This window comes from Enterococcus bulliens (genome assembly GCF_053761865.1).
On the sequence record NZ_JBSMXK010000019.1, the window covers coordinates 24,031 to 42,058 of the forward strand.

The following is an 18,028-nucleotide window of genomic DNA, read 5'->3' on the forward strand; positions in this document are numbered from 1 at the left end:
CGATTGTGATGCATTTTTTTGTAAATAAAGCGATGGGTATTGGGAATTCTGGCGTTGAACATGCGCAATTTTATCGAGCAAAGCGTTTTGATCAGGCGGGATTGTCGTACAAATTTATTTTTGTTGAATTGATAAAAAATCTACATGAAGCAATGGAATCTTGGCAATTAGCAGAACGAGATGTGTTGAATATGTGGGAATTTTTTGTCTTCGGAGATCGCTATTTAACACGCGAGACGATCGATCCATTTACATTCAAAGAAGAGATCATGATCGATGAAACAAAGACGCATCGAATCAAGACGATCCATACTAAATCAGGAATGATTATTGTGGAACATATGGAGAAATCCAAAAGTCCAAAACAAAAAGATATGCTACTTGTGTCTACTTATCGGATTGAATTATTCGAAGCAAAAACACAAAAACGCAAAGTGATGTTTTCTTATATCAATGATCCTGATCGCGGTCGTGTGATGACGAATATCCATTTATTTGATTTTCATCAAGAGCACTTGTTTTTTGCAAACGAGGTATTACTACAACGCTTCTTCTTTCAATATCTAACGACGTTTTTTGATGATGTTGAAAGTTTCTTTGTTGATCGAGGAGAAGAAACTCTAGCGGCATTGATGGGATATCTTCCAAAAAATGTTAAACTGATCCAGATTGTCCACGCAGATCATTTGTCTGATCGCGATGTTATCTCGCATCCTTTGTGGAACAACTACTATGAATATGCCTTGACACATACGGATCAACTCGATCGAATTATCGTGGCCACTAATCTACAACGAGAAGATTTACTAAAAGATTTTCCAGAGGCTACAGATAAGATTCAAACGATCCCGGTCGGTGGGATTCGAGACAATAAAGAGCAACCGATTATTGCTAGAGAGGCTAACAGTTATCCGAAAAAATTTATTACGGTCTCACGTCTGGCTTCAGAAAAACATATCGATATCGTAGTGCGTGCGTTAGTTCAGGCTCGTGAGCAATTCCCGGATTTGTCACTAGATATCTATGGTCAAGGTTCAGAAGACCAAGTTATCAAAAAGACAATCGACGAATTAGATGCTGGTGACTATATCAAACTTAAGGGACATTCCAATACATTAGATACCGTCTATCCTCAATATGATGCCTTCATCTCTGGATCTTATTCAGAAGGATTTGGACTGACTTATATTGAAGCACTGAATGCAGGATTACCGATTGTTACCTTTAAGGCAAGATTTGGAGCGTTAGAGTTAGTCAAAGATGGTGTCAATGGATACTTGTGTGACTTTTCGCGCACAGATGCGACCTTTAGTATTTTTTGCTTAGCTGAAGGAATCCAAAAATTATGTAGTGCACCTAATCAAGTTTACCAAGATAAAACGCGAACTTCTGTTGAAGCGTTTCAAGACTCAGTAATTGCAGAGAAATGGAGAGTGTTGATCGATGAATTATGAGTTGATGACCGTGATTAGACCAAACGGTGAGATTTGGGAAAAACAAAAAGAACAGTTACAACAGCCGCATACTAAGATTTTATCGATTTCACCAATGCCCGATTTTCAAACCGTGTTACGACGACTTGACGTAACGGGGATCAATTTGTTGGATGAGTTAACCAATCGTAGCTTTGATCCAGAGACGTTTTTATTTTTCAACCAAGTACCAACAGTAAAAAATGCAGAAATTTTTATGAACGAAAATCGGAGTATTTCGATTTTGTACGATGGTTCTGAAATTGGTAAGGTGTTCTTATACCCACAAACAAGACGTCATGTTCGAGAAGTGCGTTACTTCCATGCTGATCGATCATTAGATTTTGTGGAAGAATACAGTGGTGACGGAAAAGTCTATAGTCATATTTTTTATGATAAAAACCAAGTACAAGAGATCCAATTTTTAAATGATCATGAGCAACCAATCGTGACCTATTATTTTTATCAAGGCCAAATCAATTTTATTACGATTCGCGACCCAGAAACCTTATCCATCCGTGAACGTTATCAAACGTTAGCCCAATTTATCGCGGCACAACTAGCTAAAGTAGTCAATCCAGAAGACACAGTGACGATCTCATATCTAGGAATGGAATTATTTGCACTAGAAAAAACGACTTCTTATAATATTTTGCGCTTAATGGAAGAACCGATTGGTGAAGATGGTCAAATTAAAGGGAATTTAAGATCGATTTTAGAAAATAAAATCGCTTATGTCCATCGTGTCAAAATGAAGCAAGAATACTATGAACAACTAAAAGCGACCGGCGTAAACTTACAAAAAATCGATGTAGAAAACAATTAGGAGGAGTTTATTATGACAAACGAAGCAGCAAAAGAAATCTTTGGACAAATGCAACAACTAGTAGCTGAAAATCCACAATCCGTATTAAATTTCGATCAAGAATTGCAACAAGCAGAAGTTCTGACAGAAAAACAACAAGCAGAAATCAAACAAATGACGCTCGTTCATACCAAAATCAAAGAAGTTGCAGCAAGTAAAACACACGTCACCACACAACAATTACAAGAATTAAAAACACAATTTACAACACATTATACACAATACCAAACAAATGAAGCAGAATTAAAATCGTTATATACGACTCTAAAAAGTGCTTATGACATTGAAAATAAGATTATGAAAGATTACTTATTAGCTGAGAGCACACAAATGTTAGAATCGTTGATCGGCAAATTAGCAGATCAAGATGAACATTTGGAACAAGTAAAACAGGTTTTTTCTGAAGTTTCAAAAGCAGAACAAGACATTGAAACGGAAGTAGTAGAGTCTTTACCGGATTCTACGATTGATCAAGAAGTGGTCGAAGAGGTGTCATTAACGGCCGATTTAAGTGAATCAGATTCAAGTACAGAGACGATCGATGTCGCTGTGACAAGTGAAACTGTCGATGTCCATGATCAAATCTTAAGTGCTCAAGAGATGTTTTTAAGTGAATCAACACATTCGACTCTCTAATTTCTATAGTAGAGATATAAAGAAGGTGAACGGTCTTGAAACAGAACAAACAATTAGATGAAGAGATTCAAACCATTTTCGCATCAGAAACCAAACGTGCGAAAGATCACTCTCAAAAAAGTACCAAAAAAAATAAAGCGATCACAGTTGTCTTAGCGATCACTATGTCCGTTTTGATTTTAGGTTCTCTAGTTTATTCATTGATTACTGCTATCATGAATTAGTCATAGGAAATGAAAAATACTGCAACATATATAGTGAATAAACTGATAATCAAAAAAGTATCGTTTTTTAATACAATAAAATTAGTTTGAAAGAACTAATGAGTCACTATATAAATTAAAAAAAATAGCTATAGTAATCAGTAAGCAACTAACTAACGGTCTATTTACACGAAAAAGTTTATTATCTGCTGAACTGATTGCACTCGAATCAAAGGAAGAAGGGAGTCATTTGGATGCGGATTGATTCAACTAACGAAGCCATCAACCATTTAGTGAACGAGATCGATGAATTAATCCAAATTAGAGATCAGCAGTATAAAAGTCTATATAAATTTTTAGAACAAATAAAACAATACTCGAAAGTGTCTTATCAAGAAATTTTGACGCTTCAACGTCTTTTTCAATCTTTCAACGAAACCTATGATACAATTGAGAAACAACTTGCATATCTAGAAGGTAGACTGATAGAAAAAAAAGATACGGTCTCTATTTTGACACAAGTAACGACGATCAAAACAAAGCTAGCTACACAAGAAAATCAACTACAACAATTATCTTTACGGATCAGTGATCGTTTTCGCTAAAATAGTGTTGTAATACAGGAGGAAACTATACGTGAAACATATTATCGGATTAGATATTGATGAATATCGAGTAGGAATTGTAGCAAATGGGTATCACAAGGTATTAAGCGCAAGTTACTCTTCCGTAAAGAAAAACAACTGGAAAGCCGTTTTGTTTCGTGATAAATTAGGTGGCGATCATGGAAAACGGATTCAATTGAAAGATAGCTTGAATGCTATCGATTGGGGAATCAATCATTTATATAGCCGTCGTCCTAAAGCGTATGAAACATTTGGGAATGTTTTAAAAAATCTAAAAGGGCCTGAAACACGTGCTTTTATCAAAACGATTTTGTCGTATTTAGTAGCTGACAAACAAGAATTGTTCGATGCGAAATATTCAAATACATTTGCTTGTTCATTATGTATTGGTGTTTCAACTAAGAGTACAGATGATTTAGCAGCAATCGAACAAGCATTTACTGGTGAATTTCACACAATGGTCGATGGTGAAACTTATACGATCATAGTTGAAGATGTAACGATGATCCCAAGAACACTATGTGCTATTTTAGAAGATAACCATACTAAAGTCGATGTCGATATGGAAGAAATGAACTTTTTAGATGGTTTGTCTTACGTACTTGATTTAAGCGACCATTATTTATGTTGCGATGTCTATGAAGATGGGGAAGTCATCAAAAGTGATTACATTTCGACAGGTTTGATTGCTTTAGCAGACCGTGTCGTTCAAGAATATCGTACAAGTTGTTTGCGAAAAGGAGAACGTCCATTTCAAATCAATAGTGAAATCGTATATAATTTGATCACGACTGCTGCCAGAAGAAGTGAATTTGTATTAAAAGTAAACGGTCAAAATACGATCGATCTTACACCATTTGTTCGTGCAGAATTTGTTGAAGAAACGAAAAAAGTTTTATCTTATTTGAAAAAAGACAACGATGTACAGTATGCAGATAGCATCTTAATACGTGATATCCAAGCAGAAGTGATCAACCAGAAACAAGTTGATCTTGCCTTAGAAACGGTAGGATTATTCTGTAAAAAAATGGATAATGTTTGTTCTAAAGGAGAATATCTATTTGGTGAAATTATGTGGAACGGCCAAAGCGATTTAGAGTTTGCAACCGATGAAACCGTGCAAACTAAAGCGCAAGAACCACTATTTGAATCTGTAAATGAAGAGCCATCAAGACAAGCGTATATATCTGACTCTAGTTCAGCCCAGTTGAGTGAACAACAATATGACAACAATCAAGATGTCGATTATTTTGCTGAAGAATCAAGCACACAAGCTATTAGCTCTGATGCAACAGATGATTTTATGACGGAAGAAAGTTCACTTGATCTTGATGCTATATTAAAAGAACAACTAGATGTTTTAAATGAGTTGTCTTTAAATATGGAAGATGATCGTTAAGGATCAAGTATTATGAAACGTTTGTTTATGATTATTGTAGTATTAGGCTTATTTATCTTTGGGATTTACTATTTACAACAAGCTGTGGATTATCGACAGACAAGTGTGACTCAAAAGACGACTGAATCAACGGTACCTATCGAGCAAGCAGAATTAACGATGAAAACGAAAGTCGTGACTAAGGAGTATCAATTGTCACAAAAGACAGATGATTTTGATCAAAGTCAAATCTATCAAGGCGAGTTTCCTTTTGAAAAACTGGATCGTAATAAATCGTATGTCTTTACGATCACCTTAGTCAACAAAAAAGGAGAGCGTTTAGTCACAAAAGAAGGTATTCCGCTTGTTGCGTCCGAAAAAATCCGATTGAAAGCAGCAGAAGGTAAAATCGTGTTTGATCTATTTGCCAATCAAGCACTGCGCGAACAGATCCAAGAACTGGATAGCTTTCAAGCAAAAGGTGTATTAAAAGAGTCAGAAAAAGGCGACTAGCACCAATTACCATATGTTTACTTCGTTGAAATGAGTGATAAGGATGAAAAATCGAAAGTTTAAACGATATGAAAAAATCGCCCATAAAATTATTGCGTTGGCAGATACGTATCAACAAATGAGCGATGATGAACTGCAAGCACAAACCTTGAACTTTCGGGAACGACTGGAACAAGGAGCTAAGTTAGAAAGTTTATTGATACCCGCCTATGCGGTAGTAGTTGAAACAAACCGCCGTTTATTAGGGATGAAACCCTACTTCGTCCAAATATTAGGTGCTGTAGCTTTGTTTTTTGGAAATGTAGCAGAAATGAAAACAGGTGAAGGCAAAACTTTGACTGCGACGATGCCATTATACCTTCATGGGCTAAGAGGGAAAGGGAATTTTTTGATTACGTCAAATCCGTACTTAGCTAGACGGGATGCGCAAGAAATGGGAAAAATCTACCAATTTTTAGGATTGTCGGTTGAAATCGGCGTTCCTGAATTTGAAGATGAAGAAATCGATAAAGAAGTGGTATACAATGCGGATATTGTGTACACCACAAATAGTGCATTAGGTTTTGATTATTTGTTTGATAATCTAGCTGTAACGGTTGAAAAACAATTCATCAATCAATTTAATTATGTCTTGATTGATGAAATCGATGCGATTTTATTAGATATGGCACAGACTCCTCTAGTGATTTCCGGGGCACCAAAAGTTCAATCGAATTTTTATTCTTTGGCAAACTGGTTTGTTCAAGGAATTGTTGAAGAAGAAGATTATCAGCTTAGTGAAAATCAAAAATCAGTCTGGTTTACAGAAACAGGGATCAAAAAGGCTGAAGAATACTTTGGAGTCGAGCATATTTTAAGTGAAGAATGGCGCGATTTGTATCGTCATTTGGTTATCGCGTTACGAGCAAACTACATTTTACATATCAATCGTGATTACGTAGTCGATGATGGGGAAATCGTATTATTAGATGAAACAAATGGTCGTAAGTTAGCGGGAACGAAATTACAAGCAGGTCTGCATCAGGCTTTAGAAGCGAAAGAAAATTTAGTGATCACCAAAGAAACGCGCTCGATGGGATCGATCACGTATCAAAATCTATTCCGAAAATTTGCTATCATTTCAGGAATGACTGGGACTGCGTTAACCGATGCAGATGAATTTCGGGAAACGTATAATTTGGATGTTGTCAAAGTACCTACGAATAAACCAATCAATCGAATCGATCATCCAGATTTAGTATTTTTAACTAATCGCGCTAAGATCATGGCCTCACTAGAAGCAGTGAAAGATGCATTACTAGTGGATCGTCCGATCTTAATTGAAGCGGGTTCTGTTTCAATGTCGACATTGTATTCATTAATTTTACTGCAAAATGGAATTCCTCATAATCTATTAAACGCGACAACGGCTTCTAGAGAATCTTGGATCATCTCAGAAGCTGGAAAACATGGAGCTGTAACTGTAGCAACTTCAATGGCTGGTCGCGGTACTGATATCAAATTGGATAGTCGATCGAAAAAACAAGGCGGACTATTTGTAATAGGGACAGAACGCATGACTAGTGACCGTATCGACAATCAACTTCGCGGACGTTCTGGCCGTCAAGGTGATCCAGGTGATAGTATCTTTTACGTTTCACTAGAGGATCGTATCGTAGTGGAAAGTGCGCCAAAATGGGCTAACCACAAACGTCAAGAGATGTTAGAAGAATTAGACGAAGGAAAAATAGCTGAAAATGTTTCGTTGAGCGAGCGTAAATATCGTAGAGTTATTGATAAATCACAAGCAATCCGTAAAAATCAAGAAGTGGCTGCACGTCGAAACACGTTAGAGTTTGATGAAATTATTACGATTCAGCGTGATACTGTTTATAAAACACGAAATAAGATCATGTCTGCTTTACTTGAAGAATTAGATAAATTTATCCATTACTCGTTTAATCAAGCTATTGTAAATTATTGTAAAGATGCTGCAAATCTAAATTCAGAAACATTAACTGATTTTATTTTTAATACGATCGACTATGATTTTGACCCTCAACGCGTACTTGATTTAGGCGAGTTGAATAAAAAAAACGTAAGAGAATTTTTGATCGAATTGATTCGGGAACGTTTGGCTGTTGCAATAGCGCCGTTAGATAATTTATACCAACAAATTTATTTTAAACGTTTGATTTTATTAAAAGCACTCGATCAACAATGGATCGAGCAATCAGATAATTTACAACAGTTAAAAGTGGTCGTCAATGGCCGTAACTGGGGACAACACCGTCCTATTTATGAATTTCAGGTAGAGGCTAAACGTTCTTTTGAACAAATGAAACAAGAAGTTTCCGTTCAAATATTGAAAAATATGCTGCTTTCTGAATTAGTTCCAGACGAAGATGGTTCTATCGATGTCGAATTTCCTTAATTACGTCAGCTAAGAATGAGCAATAGTACTTATTTAATCTTGGTGTCTTAAGCACTAGATAAAAACCAGAATGAGGGAAGTGAAAATGTCCATCTGTTCTGGTTTTTTTCTTTTAATCAGAAGAGCCCATTTTCATTTAGCAATGATAATTGAAAATAAACAATTAGTGAATAAATAAAAAATGCCCTTTATCTTTCAATTCTTGTTTCATAAAGGTTGACTTATAATCAATTTAATATAATAATGATTATTGTAAATAAAATTACAATTTTAAAATTTTTAGGAGGAATGATCCATGTCATTAATTGGAAAAGAAGTCGAAGCATTTCAAGCTCAAGCATTTAGAAATGGTGATTTTGTAGAAGTGAGTTCAGAAGATTTAAAAGGACAATGGAGTCTATTTTGTTTTTACCCAGCTGACTTCACATTTGTTTGTCCAACTGAATTAGAAGACTTACAAGATCAATATGCGACATTAAAAGAATTAGGAGTAGAAGTATACTCAGTATCAACAGATACGCATTTTACTCATAAAGCTTGGCATGATCATTCAGAAGCTATTGGTAAAATTACCTATACGATGATCGGGGATCCAAATCACCGTATCTCTCGTATTTTTGATGTATTAGATGAAGAAGAAGGTGCTGCTCAACGTGGTACATTCTTGATCGATCCAGACGGTGTCGTTCAAACTGTTGAGATCAATGCAGATGGTATCGGACGTGATGCAAGTCACTACATCGATAAAGTAAAAGCTGCGAAATATGTACGTACCCATCCAGGTGAAGTTTGCCCGGCTAAATGGAAAGAAGGTACAGAAACATTGAAACCTAGCTTAGATTTAGTAGGTAAAATTTAAGGAGGGACACTATGAGTTTAGATTTAGATATCAAAGAACAACTTGTTCAATATCTAGCCCTTTTAGAAAATGATGTCGTCTTTACAGCAAGTTTAGATGATCAACAAGAGTCGACTGAAGTACGTGCATTTATCGAAGAAATCGTGGCGATGTCTGATCGCTTGACTTTCGTTGAAGCAAAACTGGACTATACACCAAGCTTTCGTTTAGACCAGCCAGGAAAAGAATCAGGCGTCATTTTTGCTGGAGTTCCTTTAGGTCATGAGTTCACGTCATTTGTATTAGCTTTATTACAAGTGAGTGGTCGTGCACCTAAGGTCGATGAAGATGTGATCAAAAAAATCAAACAAATCGATCGCCCGTTACATTTTGAGACATTTGTAAGTTTGACATGTCATAACTGTCCAGATGTCGTGCAAGCCTTGAATATCATGAGTGTCTTAAGCGAACATGTTTCTCATACGATGGTTGAAGGTGGAATGTTTAAAGAGGTAGTCGATGCAAAAGGAATCATGGCAGTACCGACTGTTTTCTTGAATGGCGAAGAGTTTGATAGTGGTCGGATGTCGATTGAACAAATTTTAGACAAATTAGCAATCGGTGAATCAGATCATGAAGAGCTATCTGCTAAAGAACCATTTGATGTTTTGGTTGTTGGAGCAGGTCCTGCTGGAGTGAGTGCTGCAATTTATGCTTCGCGTAAAGGAATTCGCACAGGAATCGTTGCAGAACGCTTTGGTGGTCAAGTTTTAGAAACTGTTGGGATCGAAAATTTGATTGGAACACCTTACACTGAAGGAGAAAAATTAGCGATTTCACTAGAAGAACACGCAAAAACTTATCCAATCGATATCATCAAAACAAGACGTGTGATCGATATTCAAGAAGATGCTGGTCTTAAGGTTGTTGAATTAGACAATGGTGCAATTTTAAAAGCAAAAGTTGTGATTCTAGCAACAGGTGCGCGTTGGCGCAATGTTAATGTTCCTGGTGAAGCAGAATTTAAAAATAAAGGAGTCGCCTATTGTCCACACTGTGACGGTCCTTTATTTGCTGGAAAAGATGTTGCCGTGATTGGTGGCGGAAACTCTGGAATCGAAGCTGCCATCGACTTAGCCGGTCTATCTAGTCATGTTACGGTATTAGAATTCTTACCAGAACTAAAAGCTGATTCAGTTTTACAAGAACGTGTAGCGAGTTTACCAAATGTTACGGTCATCAAAAACGCACAAACGAAAGCGATCTTAGGTGATTCGAAAGTTCATGCATTGACGTATATCGATCGTGAAACGAACGAAGAACATCAAGTTGATTTAGCTGGTGTATTTGTTCAAATCGGCTTGGTTCCCAATACAGAATTTTTAGATGAACGATTTGAAAAAACACGTATGGGAGAATTGGTAGTGGATAAATTTGGTCAAACAAGTGTACCAGGTATCTTCGCTGCCGGTGATTGTACCGATAGTGCTTATAAACAAATCATTATTTCAATGGGATCTGGTGCGACAGCTGCGCTAGGTGCTTTCGATTATATGATTCGTCAATAGAATATGGTTCAATCATTTTTAAGAAGAGTGACAGATTTCTGTCGCTCTTCTTTTTTTAAAAGCATATTTTACACATCAAATTAGAAAAATAGAGATTTTCTAAATTTAACGTGTTATGCTAACTTTAGAAGAGATTGGAGGATATCAATGGAAGAAAAATCAGTCGGGATTCTAAGTGGATTAGTATCCTATTTATTTTGGGGTGTGTTAGGATTATTTTGGGCGCTGTTGGCTATCGTCCCAGCATTAGATATTTTAGCCTATCGTTTTGTATTTTCACTTGTATTTATGGCACTTATTTTAACGGTTCAACGTGATTGGCGTGCCTTTTTCTTAGCAGTCAATACATTGATTCAGTCTAAAAAAATCATTTGGGTTGCCTTAGCTTCTTTTTTGATTGCAGTCAATTGGGGGACCTATATTTACATGGTCGGTCATGGTCAAGCGACTGAGGCTAGTTTAGGGTATTATATTATGCCTTTGTTTAATGTAGCGATCGCATTGATCTTTTTTAAAGAACCATTGACGAAGACGAGTGTTCTCGCTATTTTATTTGCAGCGATTGGTGTGGTTTGGTTCACGATTCAAACAGGGTCGCTTCCAATCAATACATTGATCTTAGCTACAGCTTTTTGTTTGTACGGAGTCATTAAAAAGAAAATCCAATTGCCTGCGAGTTTTTCCTTAATGCTAGAAACGATTATGTGCGTGCCTTTTGGACTGGTCTATTTATTCTTTTTCACGGACATATCATTTTGGTCTTATTCGCCTCTTGTGATGGTACTTTTAGTATTAAGTGGTATTGTGACTGCTGTACCTTTACTTTTATTTACTGTGGCGGCAAAAAATGTTGATTTTGTGACATTGAGTTTCATTCAGTATATCAATCCCACAATGCAACTGATTGTAGCTGTCTTCTTTTTACATGAAGCATTTGACCCACACAAATGGTTTGTTTTCACCTTTATTTGGCTAGGAATCGCCATCTTTACGATTGGAACGATTCATGAATATCGTCAAGTGATGTTTCAAAAAACAAAATAAATCAAAGAGGGAACCTATCTTAATAGGGAACCTCTTTTTTTATGCAAATTTGTAGTACACTAATAAGAAAGGGGTGAAGAGAATGAGCCAAACATTTATCTTAGCACCAGATTCATTCAAAGAAAGCATGACGGCAAAAGAAGCAGTTGTTGCAATGTCAAAGGGGATTCGTCAGGTTTTTCCTGATGCTACTATCCATCATGTTCCTCTAGCAGATGGCGGGGAAGGAACGCTAGATGTTATTAGTGAACATGCGGATTATGAAAAAGTGACGCGGCATGTGATGGGACCATTCTTTGATGAAGTAGTACCTGCAACATTTCTATATAATCAAAAAACCAAAACAGCTGTTTTAGAATTGGCACAAACGAGTGGACTGGAACTTGTAGCTAAAGTGAAACGAACACCGTTAACTACGACAACATTTGGTACAGGACAGTGTGTATTAGAAGCCGTAAAATTAGGTGCGAAAAAAATTATTTTAGCAGTTGGAGGCAGTGCAACACACGATTTAGGATTTGGGATTTTACAAGCGTGGGGTGTTCGATTTTTTACAAAACAACACGTTCAAATTCCAAATGGCCGACTTCAATTATCTAAAATCGATACTTTATCTAGTGAAACGATCGATCCAAGGATCAAGCATCTCGAATTTATCGTAGCTAGTGATGTGGAAAATCCATTGTGTGGTATCCAAGGAGCAGCACATGTCTTTGCTAAACAAAAGGGAGCTACAGCAAGTGAGATTTTACAATTAGAAAAAGAAACGGTTCGTTTAGCTCAAACGTTTAATCAAAAACATAACGATTATTTACAAACTGCTGGTATGGGCGCAGCCGGAGGTATTCTTTTTGGGTTAAATTTAGTGAATGAACGTTGTCGAAGAATTTCTGGCATCGACTGGGTGTTAGATGAAGTCAATCTAGAGCGTTACGTAACAAAAGATACGATTGTCTTCACGGGAGAAGAAAAAATTGATTACCAAACAGAAAAGGGAAAAGTGATTGCAGGAGTAATCCAACGCCTTACAACTCATCAGATTCCAATTTTAGCATTTGGTGGAAGTGTAGAAAAAGACTTTGACCTAATAGGGATAACTGCTTGCTTTAGCATTATACCCGCGCCGACTTCCCTTAAAGAAGCGTTGAGAGATGGTCCAGATAATTTAGCCTATACAGTGGAACAAGTATGCCGAATTTTAGCGTTAATAAATAAAAAATAAGCAACATAAAAAACACTGAAAAGGCTTGCATATGGAAAATATCTATGCTAAGATAGCTCTTGTAATCAGGATTGTTACTGCTTGGCAGGCAAAACCGGAGTTATCTCGTGTAATTGTATGGGGATGATTCTAGGTTTTTTTTTATGTTGATTGGAGGATCAAGATGATCATTGAAAGAGTATTGAACAATAATGTGATTTCTTCGTTAAATCAGCGCGGTGAAGAAGTGATTTGTATGGGAAAAGGGATCGCTTTTCAAAAGAAATCAGGGGATGTCGTTGAGGATACTTTGATCGAAAAAGAATTTGTATTAAAAGATTCAGTAACGAGTCAACAGTTTCAGCAATTGTTTGAAGATGTTCCGGCTGAGGAAATCGAATTAGTCAAAAAAATTGTTGATTATGCTGAAAAAGAACTTCAAGTGACCCTAGCACCAACTATTTATTTAAACTTGACCGACCATATGCATTATGCGATCATGCGAGCTAAAGAAGGAATCGAATTACCAAATCCGCTACTTTTTGAAACAAAAAAGTTTTATCCTAAAGAATTTCGGATTGCGCAACATACTTTAGCCAAAATCTCAGATTATTTTTCAGTGACATTACCAGAATCAGAAGCCGGATTCATCGCGTTTCATATCGTGAATGCCCAACAAAAGCATGCGGATATGTCGACTACGATGGAAACGACGGAGATGGTACGCAATATCTTAAGAATCATCAGTCGTTATTTTGGAATCACTCTTAATGCTGAAACGCTAAGTTATCAAAGAATCGTGACATATTTGCAATACTTCGCCCAACGCTATTTGGAAAATAAACTTTCAGAAGAAACAGATGAATTTTTATTTGCATTGATTCAATCAAAATATCCAAAGGCATTTCAGGCTGTACAGCGGATCAATGATTTTTTGATTACGCGTTACGATCATCTAATTGGCGAATCGGAAATGATTTATTTAACGATCCATATCGAACGGGTCGTGCAGGAACAACAATAATCAATCGAATGGATTGTGACTGGTTAGGCAGGCAAAACCCAGATTGAAAAGACAACTATGCATCAGCACTAGTGTTTTTTCAATTTGGGTTTTTTGTTTATAAAAAATAGTAAAAAAGGAGTATATCTTATGTCGAAAAATCAAGAAATTGCAAGCCGTGTGCTAGATGCGGTAGGAGGAAAGGGAAATGTAAACAGTATCGTCCATTGTGCAACACGTTTGCGTTTTAAATTAAAAGACGAAGAAAAAGCTGATACAGAACGCTTAAAGCAAGATCCAGATGTGATCCAAGTCGTCCGTAGTGGTGGTCAATATCAAGTCGTGATCGGAAGTCATGTAAGTGATGTGTATCGTGAATTGATCGACCAATCAAATTTAAGTAGTTCATCCGGTGAAGATTCTGACAAAAACGAAACGATACTTGGGCGTTTGATCGATATCGTATCATCGATTTTCACACCTTTTTTAGGTGCGATGGCAGGAGCTGGGGTATTAAAAGGATTCCTAACACTCGCTTTAGCATTAAATTGGTTGACAGATACTTCAGGTGTTTATATCGTCTTGTTTGCCATTGCAGATGGTTTCTTTACTTATTTACCAGTCGCTTTAGCCGTAACGGCTGCACGTAAATTTAAAACCAATGAATTTTTGGCATTAGCGTTAGCGATGGCACTCGTTTATCCAACGATTACCGCTTCTGCTGGTCAAACATTGAGCTTTTTAGGATTACCAGTCATTATCGGAGCAAGCGCATATACATCTTCGGTTATTCCGATTTTATTAGCTGTATTTATTCAAAGTTACGTAGAACGTTTCTTTAAAAAAGTTGTTCCGGACTTTTTACAAATTATTTGTGTTCCTGTAGCGGTCTTCTTGATCATGGCACCTTTAACATTTATTGCGATTGGTCCGATTGGATCGATTTTAGGGGATTGGTTAGGTAAAGGCTATGGTGCGATTTACGGGCTAAGTCCATTAGTAGCTGGTGCTGTAATGGGTGGTTTATGGCAAGTTTTTGTAATGTTTGGGATGCATTGGGGCTTTGTACCAATCGCTTTATTGAATTTAACACAATACGGATCAGATTCGATGGTACCGATGTTACTACCTGCTGTTATTTCTCAAGCAGGTGCAGCTGTAGCGGTCTTCTTTATGACTAAAAATACCAAATTAAAAGGATTAGCCATGTCGTCTACTATCACGGCATTTTTCGGGATCACCGAACCAACTGTGTACGGAGTAACATTACCACTTAAAAAACCATTTATTGCAGCATGTATCAGTGGTGCAGTGGGTGGGGCGATTATTGGTTTTTCACATGTTCAAAACTATGCCTTTGGATTAGTGAGTATTTTAAGCTTACCAAGTTTTATCCCTCAAGATACTAAAAGTTTAGATGGTGTCATTTGGGCTGCCATCGGTGCTGCAGTCGCTTTTGTATTAGCTTTTGTATTGACGATGGTGTTACGTTTTGAAGATCAACCAGAAGTAGCGGCAACAACGCCATTAGCAAAAGTAGATGAAGTAACAGATACACGAATCAATCCAACAAGTGATGCGCATCATTATACGATTTCAAGTCCTTTAAAAGGAACAGTGTTGCCTTTAAGCAAAGTCGAAGACCAAGTCTTTGCTTCTGAAGCACTAGGTAAAGGCGTGGCCATCGAGCCTGTGATCGGCGAACTATACGCTCCTTATGATGGTGAGATCACAACGATTTTTCCAACAGGACATGCAGTCGGATTGACGACGATTGAGGGAATTGAAATTTTGATGCATATTGGAATGGACACTGTTGCACTTGAAGGAAAAGGGTTCACAGCACATGTGAAACAAGGTGACCATGTCCAAAAAGGTGAGCGATTAATCACTTTTGATATTGAATTTATCAAAGCTCAAGGGTACCCAGTGGTAACGCCAGTCGTGATTACGAACACGGCACAATTTACCGATGTATTAGATCTAGATCAAGAAACGATTCTAAATGGTGAAGATCTGTTGACGATTGTAAAATAGAAAGGTAGAGGCAATATGACAAAATCAGTATTTCCAAAAGGTTTTTTATGGGGTGGCGCTACAGCAGCGAACCAATTAGAAGGAGCATATCAAGAAGGCGGTAAAGGATTATCCGTAGCAGATGCTATGCCTGGTGGAAAAACTCGGCTTGAGGTTCTAGGTAGTGATACATTTGATTGGACGATCGATGAAGCACAATATGTTTATCCGAATCATCGAGGGATCGATCATTACCATCGTTTCAAAGAAGACATTGCTCTGTTTGCAAAAATGGGCTTTAAATGCTATCGCTTTTCAATCGCGTGGACACGCATTTTCCCTAAAGGGGATGAGTTGACACCTAATAAAGAAGGTCTGGCATTTTATGAACAAGTAATCGATGAATGTCTTAAATATGGCATCGAACCAGTCATTACGATTTCTCATTATGAAATGCCGCTACATTTGGCAAAAGAATACGGTGGTTGGAAAAACCGTGAATTGATTACTTTTTACGAACGTTATGCAAAAGTGGTGTTAGAAAAATTCCATAGTAAAGTCAACTATTGGATGACATTTAATGAGATCAATTCAGCTTTCCATTTTCCAGCTTTGAGTCAAGGAATGGTAAATTCGACTGGAGCTAGTGATTATCAAAATGTCTTCCAAGCATGGCATAATCAGTTTGTAGCCAGCAGTAAGGCCGTAAAAATCGGGCACTAATTGAATCCGGATTTACAAATTGGCTGTATGATCATCTATGCAACAACCTATAGTATGGATTCTAATCCAATCAATCAAATGGCAACGATCGAACAAAATCAAGAAATGAATTTTTTCTGTGCGGATGTTCAAGTTCGTGGAGAATACCCAGCTTACACCAAACGGATTTTTGACAAATACAATGTCAGCGAGTTAGACATTGCAGAAGGTGAACTAGAGTTATTAAAAGATTATCCAGTTGATTATATTGGATTTAGTTATTATATGTCTAGTGTAGTTGATATTACGGATGAAGAAGCAGCAAAAGCAAGTGGAAACTTACTTGCCGGTCTAAAAAATCCTTTCTTAAAAGCGAGTGAATGGGGGTGGCAAATCGATCCAGTTGGGCTGAGAATCGCGTTAAATGAATTATACAATCGTTATGAAAAACCGGTCTTTATTGTAGAAAATGGTCTAGGTGCGATCGATAAAGTTGACGAGAACTTCTATGTAGCAGATGATTATCGTATTGATTATTTACGCGAACATATCGAGGCGATGGCCGCAGCAATCGTTGATGGTGTGGATATTATGGGGTATACGCCATGGGGGTGTATCGATTTGGTCAGCGCTTCGACAGGTGAAATGAGCAAACGTTATGGTTTTATCTATGTCGACTTAGATGATGAAGGCAACGGTACAGGAAATCGTTATGAGAAAAAATCATTTGACTGGTACAGACAAGTGATTGCGACAAATGGGACAAATCTAACTAACTAAAAAGTGAATACAAAATGTAGTGCTCCCCCAAATGCTAGACACCTGTTCTAGCTTTTAGGGGGTTTTACAACTGCACTCATTTTTTAGTATACTGTGTCAAAAGGGGGAGTTAGATGGACAATCAAATCACACTAGCGTATTTAGATCATGATGATCTAGATGCTTTACAAGTTGTAAGTGTTATCAGTTTTTATGAATCGTTTATCGCTGGAGCAGATCCACTTGATATGCAAGGATATTTACAGACACAGTTGACAACTGAAATATTGGCAGTAGAATTAGCACAGTCAACTAGTAAATTTATTGGTATTAAGGATCATCAATTACTCATTGGTTATATGAAAATCAATGATGAAAAAGATGCTATAGAGATTCAACGGATCTATCTGCTCAAAGATTATCAAAACAAAGGGTTAGGGCAACGATTACTCGATGAAGCGAATCGTTATGCTAAAACAAAACAAAAACGTTATTTACGGTTGACTGTTTATGAAAAAAATCATGCAGGCATTCGTTTTTACGAACGTCATGGATTTAAAAAAATCGGGATCAAACATTTTCCTTTAGGAAAACAAGATCGTATTTGTCCAATTTTAGAAAAAGCAATCTAAAAAAAACGTCCTCACTTTTGATGCTGAGGACGTTTTTTTGGCTCTTTGTCAAATGATGTTGGTGAAGAGAAATCTTAGAATTATTGGAGATCAAGAGGATTATTTCCTCTTGATCTTTTTTAGTTTAAAAGCAATGCACTACCGTGACGAATCATGATA

The 18,028-nt window shown here is 37.0% G+C and carries 15 protein-coding genes and 1 pseudogene; all 16 read left to right on the top strand.

Annotation, left to right across the window (positions count from 1 at the left end; translation table 11 throughout):
* Positions 1 to 8 precede the first annotated feature (8 nt).
* The 16 genes and pseudogenes from ACWOEC_RS09755 to ACWOEC_RS09830 all read left to right on the top strand — a co-directional run bounded on the left by ACWOEC_RS09755 (position 9) and on the right by ACWOEC_RS09830 (position 17,869).
* On the top strand, positions 9 to 1,454 hold the full coding sequence (locus ACWOEC_RS09755) for a glycosyltransferase (RefSeq protein ID WP_455307820.1): 1,446 nt from the start codon (positions 9 to 11) through the stop codon (positions 1,452 to 1,454).
* Positions 1,444 to 2,298, top strand: a complete 855-nt coding sequence (locus ACWOEC_RS09760) for a hypothetical protein (protein ID WP_455307822.1) — start codon at positions 1,444 to 1,446, stop codon at positions 2,296 to 2,298. Before ACWOEC_RS09755 ends, ACWOEC_RS09760 begins: the two co-directional genes overlap by 11 nt.
* A gap of 12 nt (positions 2,299 to 2,310) precedes the next feature.
* Positions 2,311 to 2,973: a hypothetical protein gene (locus tag ACWOEC_RS09765; protein ID WP_455307823.1), complete on the top strand. Its 663-nt coding sequence runs from the start codon at positions 2,311 to 2,313 to the stop codon at positions 2,971 to 2,973.
* A gap of 35 nt (positions 2,974 to 3,008) precedes the next feature.
* Entirely contained in the window at positions 3,009 to 3,197 is a 189-nt protein-coding gene (locus tag ACWOEC_RS09770; protein ID WP_455307825.1) for a hypothetical protein, read from the top strand.
* Positions 3,198 to 3,430: 233 nt separating this feature from the next.
* Positions 3,431 to 3,781 carry a hypothetical protein gene (locus tag ACWOEC_RS09775; protein WP_455307827.1) on the top strand — a complete coding sequence of 117 codons (351 nt, stop codon included), beginning with the start codon at positions 3,431 to 3,433 and terminating at the stop codon, positions 3,779 to 3,781.
* Between the two features lie 31 nt (positions 3,782 to 3,812).
* Positions 3,813 to 5,201: a hypothetical protein gene (locus ACWOEC_RS09780; protein ID WP_455307829.1), complete on the top strand. Its 1,389-nt coding sequence runs from the start codon at positions 3,813 to 3,815 to the stop codon at positions 5,199 to 5,201.
* 12 nt (positions 5,202 to 5,213) lie between these two features.
* On the top strand, positions 5,214 to 5,693 hold the full coding sequence (locus ACWOEC_RS09785) for a hypothetical protein (RefSeq protein WP_455307831.1): 480 nt from the start codon (positions 5,214 to 5,216) through the stop codon (positions 5,691 to 5,693).
* 43 nt (positions 5,694 to 5,736) lie between these two features.
* Complete coding sequence (secA2, locus tag ACWOEC_RS09790) at positions 5,737 to 8,106, top strand: accessory Sec system translocase SecA2 (RefSeq protein WP_455307833.1); 2,370 nt, start codon at positions 5,737 to 5,739, stop codon at positions 8,104 to 8,106.
* 295 nt (positions 8,107 to 8,401) lie between these two features.
* Positions 8,402 to 8,965 carry an alkyl hydroperoxide reductase subunit C gene (gene ahpC / locus ACWOEC_RS09795; RefSeq protein ID WP_016186430.1) on the top strand — a complete coding sequence of 188 codons (564 nt, stop codon included), beginning with the start codon at positions 8,402 to 8,404 and terminating at the stop codon, positions 8,963 to 8,965.
* Between the two features lie 11 nt (positions 8,966 to 8,976).
* Positions 8,977 to 10,512 (top strand): alkyl hydroperoxide reductase subunit F, encoded by a 1,536-nt coding sequence (gene ahpF / locus ACWOEC_RS09800; protein ID WP_455307835.1) that lies wholly within the window; start codon positions 8,977 to 8,979, stop codon positions 10,510 to 10,512.
* A 147-nt stretch (positions 10,513 to 10,659) separates the two neighbouring features.
* A complete protein-coding gene (gene rarD, locus ACWOEC_RS09805; protein WP_455307837.1) occupies positions 10,660 to 11,556 on the top strand; it encodes an EamA family transporter RarD in 897 nt (298 codons plus the stop codon).
* Between the two features lie 82 nt (positions 11,557 to 11,638).
* Positions 11,639 to 12,778: a glycerate kinase gene (locus tag ACWOEC_RS09810; protein WP_455307839.1), complete on the top strand. Its 1,140-nt coding sequence runs from the start codon at positions 11,639 to 11,641 to the stop codon at positions 12,776 to 12,778.
* A gap of 163 nt (positions 12,779 to 12,941) precedes the next feature.
* Positions 12,942 to 13,781 carry a BglG family transcription antiterminator LicT gene (licT, locus tag ACWOEC_RS09815; RefSeq protein WP_455307841.1) on the top strand — a complete coding sequence of 280 codons (840 nt, stop codon included), beginning with the start codon at positions 12,942 to 12,944 and terminating at the stop codon, positions 13,779 to 13,781.
* A gap of 129 nt (positions 13,782 to 13,910) precedes the next feature.
* The gene (locus ACWOEC_RS09820) at positions 13,911 to 15,797 is read left to right on the top strand and encodes a beta-glucoside-specific PTS transporter subunit IIABC (protein ID WP_455307843.1); all 1,887 of its coding nucleotides are present in this window, start codon (positions 13,911 to 13,913) and stop codon (positions 15,795 to 15,797) included.
* Between the two features lie 15 nt (positions 15,798 to 15,812).
* Positions 15,813 to 17,258: pseudogene (locus ACWOEC_RS09825) on the top strand (glycoside hydrolase family 1 protein).
* A 113-nt stretch (positions 17,259 to 17,371) separates the two neighbouring features.
* Complete coding sequence (locus tag ACWOEC_RS09830; RefSeq protein ID WP_455307845.1) at positions 17,372 to 17,869, top strand: GNAT family N-acetyltransferase; 498 nt, start codon at positions 17,372 to 17,374, stop codon at positions 17,867 to 17,869.
* The last annotated feature ends 159 nt before the right edge of the window (positions 17,870 to 18,028 follow it).